Raw genomic sequence first — 6558 nt, forward strand, 5'->3', positions numbered from 1 at the left:
GAATTAGGACCAACATCCTAGCAAGCGCCTTTCCTTCGGCCCTCATCCGAAAAATGGGAAGGTCATATCGACACCGGTTCGGTTGTGGAACAAAGGTAAAGACAAACGACTGCTTTGCGGGAGCGCCACCAACGGTCCAAGTAGCCTGGTTGGGTGGATTTCCGCCAGTCCGCTTTGGAGAAGATGACCGTAAACTCAGACCGTAAGCAAGGGCGTTTTTTGTTGGCGGCGGCCTGATCTCGTCGATGTCGAGGCCCCTTCTTCCACGCGGTCCCGCTACGAGGGTAGGTCCGGAAACATGGTGGGGACCATCTCGACCGCCATCTCCTTGAACAGCCGCACCGGCCGCGGCACGTACCGATGCCCGAGATGGACCAGCGTCAGATCAAAGGGACGGAAGCGCCATCTTGGCATTACCTCGACGAGCTGACCTTCATCGAGCAGGTCGGGCCTCACGATGGGCGGAAGGTCGCCAATCCCGCTTGCGGCCAGGAGTGCTGAGGCGAGCCCGAGATAGTCGTTCATCGTGAATGACGGCTGGAAGACGATAGTTTCCTTTCGGTCACCATCCTGACTGATGAAAGTCCAGCGCCGGTCGGGCTTCCCGAACGAGAAAGCCAGTAGACGGTGGTCGTACAAATCCTGCGGATCGATGGGCGCAGGATGCTCGGCTAGATAGGCAGGGCTCGCCACGAGACGATGGCGATAGGTTGCAATCCGACGCGCGACGAGGTCCGAGTCCTGCAATGGACCGAACTGGAAGGCTACGTCGATCCCCTCGGCGACCTGATCCACGTAACGCTCGGTAACGAGCACCTGGACCTGCACGTTTGGATAGGCCGCCTGGAACGCGCCCACCAGCGGAGCCACGAGCGTGTCGGAGATGCTCGGCAGCGACGCGATGCGCAAGACACCCGATACGTCGGTCATCCGGTTCGAGACGAGGCCTAGCACCCCATCGCTGATCTCAATGCTTCGTCGCGCCTGCTCCAATACATCTGACCCAACGTCGGTCAGGCGCAGGCTCCGTGTCGAGCGCTCCAAGAGGCGAACGCCGAGTTGGCTCTCTAGTTCGGCGATGCGCCGACTGACGGTCGAAGTCGGAATGCGCAGCAAACGAGCGGCCATCGCGAAGCTGTTAGCTTCAACGACCTTGGCGAAGATGAAGAGCGCATTCAGGTCAAGCATCATTGTCCCATATGTGGGATAGGCCATCCCAAAATGAACGGCTTATGGGGTAATGCGATATCACATATTCATGGAGCATCCTAAGCAGACGCCGGAGTATCGTGAATGAGGGTTCGTATGACTGCAGCCTGTTTCCTTGCTGCTTTTGCCATGATCCCGTTTCAAGCCAGCATAGCGCAGTCGTTCGGCGGTCCATCGACGACCGTAGCTAAGGACACCAGTGACGAGGCCGCAATCCGCGCCGCGCTGTCGTCGTATAACTCCGCCTTAAATGGCGGTCAGACTGCCGACGTGCTGCCGCTCTACACACCCGACGGCATCTTCATGGCACCTTACACGCCCTCCTTCGTTGGACAGGCGGCGGTGCGTCAGGCCTACGACGCGGTGTTTAAGGAGCTAAAGTTCGACGTGAGGTTCGACATCGTCGAGGTCGTCTCAATGGCCCCGACCTGGGCGTTCGTGCGCACGAACTCGGCCGGGTCGACGCTCCACCATTCCACCGGAAAGACGACCCGCGAAGCGAACCAGGAGCTCTTCATCCTGCAAAAAGGCAACGACGGACGCTGGCGGATCGCCCGCTACAGCTTCTCGCCGACCAATCCTCCCGCGCCATAGCAACCCAACGGACTCGGGGCATTGGACGGGTCGGTCCCGGTTGTCGTGAGCGCCGAAGCCGTCCCCCAATTCGGCTATTCAGGATTGATCAGCATGACCGGCAAGCTTTCCGGGAAGGTTGCGCTCGTCACCGGTGGTTCCCGGGGCATCGGCGCGGCAATCGTCCTTTTGCTGGCCGAGAACGGCGTCGACGTGGTGTTCAGCTACGCTGGCTCAGCCGACGCGGCCGAGAAGGTAGTCCGGCAGGTCGAATCGCTCGTAGTGCGTTCCCTCGCGGTGAAGGCCGTCTGAAGCCGCATCGTGATGATGCCTATGGCCATCGGCAGATCACGGGATGGCGCACGCGACATGAGCAGGAGCAATCGTGCGATGAAGTCCGCCTTCCCGAGATGGGTCGACGTACCAGCCAGGGCTTTGATGGCGGCCCTGTTCCTGGTGTCCGGCATCGGCAAGCTCACCGCCGTTGCCGCCACTCAGGGCTACATGACCGCCTATGGCGTCCCTGCCAGGCTGGTCTGGCCGGCCGCCGCCTTCGAGATCGGCGCAGGCGTGCTGCTCCTGCTCGGCCTCTGGACCCGGCCGCTCGGCTTGTGCCTGGCAGGGTGGTGCCTACTCACGGCGGCGATATTCCATACTGCTTTCGCCGACCAGAACCAGCTGATCAACTTCCTGAAGAACCTCACCATGGCCGGCGGCTTCCTGCTGCTCGCCCGCGCCGGCGCGACCGGGTTCAGCCTCGACGCACGCCGCGCCCTCATCCGAACGGAGGTATGAAGGCATGCCGGTCCATTTGTGCGTGCGCATCCTCTTCCTTGCCGCGACGCTCGTCGGCACTCCCCTCGTATCGGTCAATGCGGCGGATCAGAGCGGGGAGCCCTTCGTGTTTTCAGCCGAGCCGACGGTCGCGGCAGGGCAGCGTGCCGCCTACGACGTGGTCCACCGCTATGAAACGTTCCTCAATGCCGGCGACACTGACGGCATCTTGAACCTGTTCGCACCCGACGGCGTCACGGAGTGGAACGACAAACCCACCTTCGCCACGCTCCAGGAGAAGCGGGATGCCTACGCGGCCCTGTTCCGGGTCGCCCGGTTCACGACCACGTTCGGCTACGCCGGCATCGACGACCAGGGCGAGACAGCCGTCGTGCGGACTTACCACCACAAGGGAGCGACGGTCCTGGAAGACGGCAAGCAGGTCGTCGACCTGAACCGTGAGTGCTTCGTACTGCGCAGGATCGATGGCGCCTGGAAGATCACCCTGTACGTCTTCAACACCAACCTCTTGCAGGGCGAAGGCTGAACGGCGTCCGCTACACGTGCGTCTCAGGAGTACGACGATGGCAACGATGAGAGCCGCGGTCATCCGCGAGGCCGGCGGGCCGGACGTGTTGAAGGTCGAGACGGTAGCGAAGCCCGAGCCCCACGCGGGCGAGGTGTTGATCCGGGTGGGCGCCTTCGGCCTGAACCGCTCGGAGCTGTTCACCCGCCGCGGCCAGTCACCGGGCGTCGCTTTCCCGCGCGTGCTCGGCATCGAGGCCGTCGGCACCGTGGTGGCCGCGCCCGAAGGCACCTTCACGGTGGGCGACAGGGTCGCGACGGCAATGGGTGGCATGGGTCGCAAGTTCGACGGCAGTTATGCAGAATACGTCCGCGTCCCGGCCGGGCAGGTGCAGGCCTTGAGCACCGACCTGTCCTGGGAGGTCTTGGGCGCGTTGCCGGAGATGCTACAGACCGCCTGGGGCTCGCTGTTCACCGCCTTGCGGCTCCAGCCCGGTGAGCGCTTGCTCATCCGCGGTGGCACGACTTCGGTCGGACTTGCCGCAGCGGCCATCGCCAAGGCGCACGGCGTCCACGTCGCGGCCACCTCTCGCCGCGCCGATCGCGCGCAGATGCTCCGAGACAACGGCGCCGATCAGATCTTCGTCGATACCGGCGCGATAGCCGCGCAGGTCTCTGAGGTTTGCACAGGCGGCGTCGACAAGGTGCTCGAACTGGTCGGCGCGACGACGCTGGAGGACTCGCTTCGCTGCGCCAAGCCCGGCGGTATCGTCTGCATGACCGGGATGGTCGGCGACCGATGGTCATTGCCGGACTTCAGCCCGATGGACGTGATCCCGAGCGCGGTGTGCCTGACAACCTACGATGGCGGCGTCACGGACTTCATGCGCACGCCACTCCAGGAACTCGTGGAACAGGTCGCGGCGGGCAGCCTGCGCGTGCAGGTCGGCCGCACCTTCAAGCTCGATGAGATCGCCGAGGCGCATCACGCCATGGAGGAGAACAGCGCCGGCGGGAAGATCGTCGTCCTGCCCTGACAGGGCACGATCCCTTTCGCCTCACCGACCGCCACGGATCATCGGGCGCGTTCCGCGGCAGCAACGAGGGTAAGACACGATGCGCACACCGGTCGAAACGGTCCTGGCCCTCCTGGCAGATGCTGCCAATCCGGCGACGGTCGCCGAGTTGGTGGCGCCCGACGCCACCTACGTGTCGTTGAACTACGACAATCCGGACTTGAAGCGGATCATGCCCTGGTGCGGATCGCATACCGGCGCGCAGTCCATCGTGGAGACGTTCGTGAACGTCAATCGGCATTGGGAAATCCTGGCCTTCGACGTGCTGGAGGCCTTCGGTTCCGATGAGCGGGTCGCCGTGTTCGTGAGCTGCACCTTCCGCTCGCGTGTCATGGACCGGACGCTGACCTCGCCGGTCGCCATCTTTGCGAGGTTGGCAGAAGGTAAGGTCACGCACATGCAGTTCATGGAGGATACGTTCGGTACGGCTTCAACCTTCAGAAGCGGCGGCGCCTGGACTTTCCGCGCCGATCCAGGTGGCGCTGAGGTCACGATCTAGGCCGATCCGATGGCATAATAGCCAAGCTCGTGTAGGAACGGCTGCGTGCTGATCCGGAAAGGTGACGTCCGAACCATCCTGCGGCATGGAGCAGGTCTGAAGTCCATGCGTGTGCGTTGGCCGTGGTGAGATCCCACCTCCGATCCCTTTTGGTTGTTGTCGCCCTTTCGACCTCCACAACCGCAGTTTGGGCGCAGACCCCCGCAGTCGGGCCGAGCAATCTCAGTCTTGGCCGCGATGTCGACCAGCACCTTCGTGCCGTTCGTGAACGGGCGAGGGAGTTGGCAGCGACGGCGCCCAGTGTCCCGGATGCAACGGGAGTGGCAGCTACCAGGCTCCTTGCCGACGACCGAACGACGCTCTCCGCGCTCGTCATCCGACTGCTTCTACTCTGGTTCGGAGCCTGGCTTGCGGAACGGCTGTTCTGGCGTTGGGCCGCGACTTGGATGCAGCGGATCGTCGACAGTCCCCTTGCAACGGCCCGACAGAGGTTTGGGGCGCAGGCACAGCGTCTCCTGTTCGCTCAGGGCCTCGTCTTCAGCTTCGCGACCGGGGCCTGCCTCACCTACCTCATCGCGGCCCCGCCGGGGGTGGCGGGCGTCATGGCTCTCGATGCACTCCTTGCCATTGTCGCCGTCCGGAGTGCGCGCGTCTTTAGCCGCTTCCTGTTCGCTCCGGGAGGCTCGCGGCTGCGTCTAGTCGGGCTGCCTACGATCGCAGCTTGGCGAGCCCAGCACGGGGTCACGGTTCTTGCTCTCGCGGCGGCGGCTGGGTTCCTCCTGTCGACACTGCTGCGATTGGGAGGGGCGGATCAAAAGGTGGCGGATGCAGTCACCAGCGTAACGATGCTCGTCTTGGTGATCCTAGCTCCGATCGTCGTCGGTGCCGTGGTGCTGTCCCTGCGCTCCACCGACCAACGGTCTCCGCGCCCGGCCGCGGTTGCCCTCGGGCTCGTGCCGGGAGCGTCGTGGTTGCTGGCTCAAGCCGATCTGTCGACCGCCGCTTGGGCGGTGCTGGTGCTTGGATTGGCGCCGGTCCTGTCGCTGGCCCTGGGCGATATCGCGCGAACCATCGTGTTCGGGCCAAACCGCACCGGTGCTCTGACGCGCGAGGAACGTATTGTCTCGCGCGCGACCCGCAACGTCGCGCTGATCGCGGCCCTTCTGCTGCTCGTCGAAGGCCCGCTTGGAACGGACGATGGAATCGGACTGCCGCTGACGACGGAGATCGTGTCCGCCCTGCTGATCCTCCTCGGAACCGACCTGGCTTGGCAGGTCGCCCGTACCCTGATTGATCGCGGCCTTGCCCGCATCGGAACCGAACCGCGCGCGGACCGTCTCGCCACGGTCCTGCCCGCTCTGCGCACAGTCGTGCTCGTCACGCTCGTCGTCACGGCCGGCCTGAGCGTAGCATCCACGTTCGGCCTGCGGATCGGGCCCCTGCTGGCGGGTGCGGGCGTAGTCGGCCTGACGATCGGCTTCGGTGCGCAAGCGCTGGTGCGGGACATCATCGCCGGTTTCTTCCTGTTGCTGGACGATGCCTTCCGGGTCGGTGAGATTATCGAGAGTGGCAGCCTGCAGGGTCAGGTGGAGGCGTTCTCGTTGCGCTCCGTACGTTTGCGCGACGACAACGGGCATCTGCATACGGTCGCATTCGGCGAGCTCAAGGCTGTCACGAACTTCTCCCGCGACTGGGCGGGACTGGAAGTGCCTATCTACGTGCCGCACGGCGTGTCCTACGACGCCGCCGTCGCGGTGATCGAGGCGGCGATTGCAGCAGTCGAAGCCGACGAGATGCTCAGTACCCTGCTCATAGGGACCCCGAGGTTCCTGGGGGCGACGGCTTTATCGGAAGTGTCTATTCGGCTTGCGGTGTTGGTCCGGACAATCCCGGGAAGCCAAG

At 64.1% G+C, this 6558-nt stretch carries 7 protein-coding genes and 1 pseudogene; 7 read left to right on the forward strand and 1 reads right to left on the reverse strand.

What is annotated here, in order from left to right:
- Nucleotides 1–276 precede the first annotated feature (276 nt).
- Entirely contained in the window at nucleotides 277–1188 is a 912-nt protein-coding gene (locus OXS27_RS22570; RefSeq protein ID WP_267358752.1) for a LysR family transcriptional regulator, read from the reverse strand.
- A gap of 117 nt (nucleotides 1189–1305) precedes the next feature.
- On the opposite strand from OXS27_RS22570, the gene OXS27_RS22575 reads away from it, so the two are divergent.
- From OXS27_RS22575 to OXS27_RS22605, 7 genes and pseudogenes are all read left to right on the forward strand, one after another.
- Entirely contained in the window at nucleotides 1306–1803 is a 498-nt protein-coding gene (locus OXS27_RS22575) for an SgcJ/EcaC family oxidoreductase (protein WP_267358753.1), read from the forward strand.
- 93 nt (nucleotides 1804–1896) lie between these two features.
- Nucleotides 1897–2088 (forward strand): annotated as a pseudogene (locus OXS27_RS22580) (SDR family NAD(P)-dependent oxidoreductase); the annotation flags it as partial.
- Between the two features lie 84 nt (nucleotides 2089–2172).
- Nucleotides 2173–2577 (forward strand): DoxX family protein, encoded by a 405-nt coding sequence (locus tag OXS27_RS22585; RefSeq protein ID WP_267358755.1) that lies wholly within the window; start codon nucleotides 2173–2175, stop codon nucleotides 2575–2577.
- A 4-nt stretch (nucleotides 2578–2581) separates the two neighbouring features.
- Nucleotides 2582–3103: a nuclear transport factor 2 family protein gene (locus OXS27_RS22590; protein ID WP_267358756.1), complete on the forward strand. Its 522-nt coding sequence runs from the start codon at nucleotides 2582–2584 to the stop codon at nucleotides 3101–3103.
- A gap of 37 nt (nucleotides 3104–3140) precedes the next feature.
- Nucleotides 3141–4118, forward strand: coding sequence for a zinc-binding alcohol dehydrogenase family protein (locus tag OXS27_RS22595; protein ID WP_267358757.1), 978 nt, complete (start codon nucleotides 3141–3143; stop codon nucleotides 4116–4118).
- A gap of 79 nt (nucleotides 4119–4197) precedes the next feature.
- Nucleotides 4198–4656 carry a nuclear transport factor 2 family protein gene (locus OXS27_RS22600; protein WP_267358758.1) on the forward strand — a complete coding sequence of 153 codons (459 nt, stop codon included), beginning with the start codon at nucleotides 4198–4200 and terminating at the stop codon, nucleotides 4654–4656.
- Between the two features lie 320 nt (nucleotides 4657–4976).
- Nucleotides 4977–6558 (forward strand): mechanosensitive ion channel domain-containing protein (locus OXS27_RS22605; RefSeq protein ID WP_267358759.1); only part of this gene is annotated, 1582 nt, incomplete at its 3' end.

Origin of the sequence: Methylobacterium sp. GC_Met_3 (assembly GCF_026540775.1) — a bacterium.
Classification (GTDB): domain Bacteria; phylum Pseudomonadota; class Alphaproteobacteria; order Rhizobiales; family Beijerinckiaceae; genus Methylobacterium.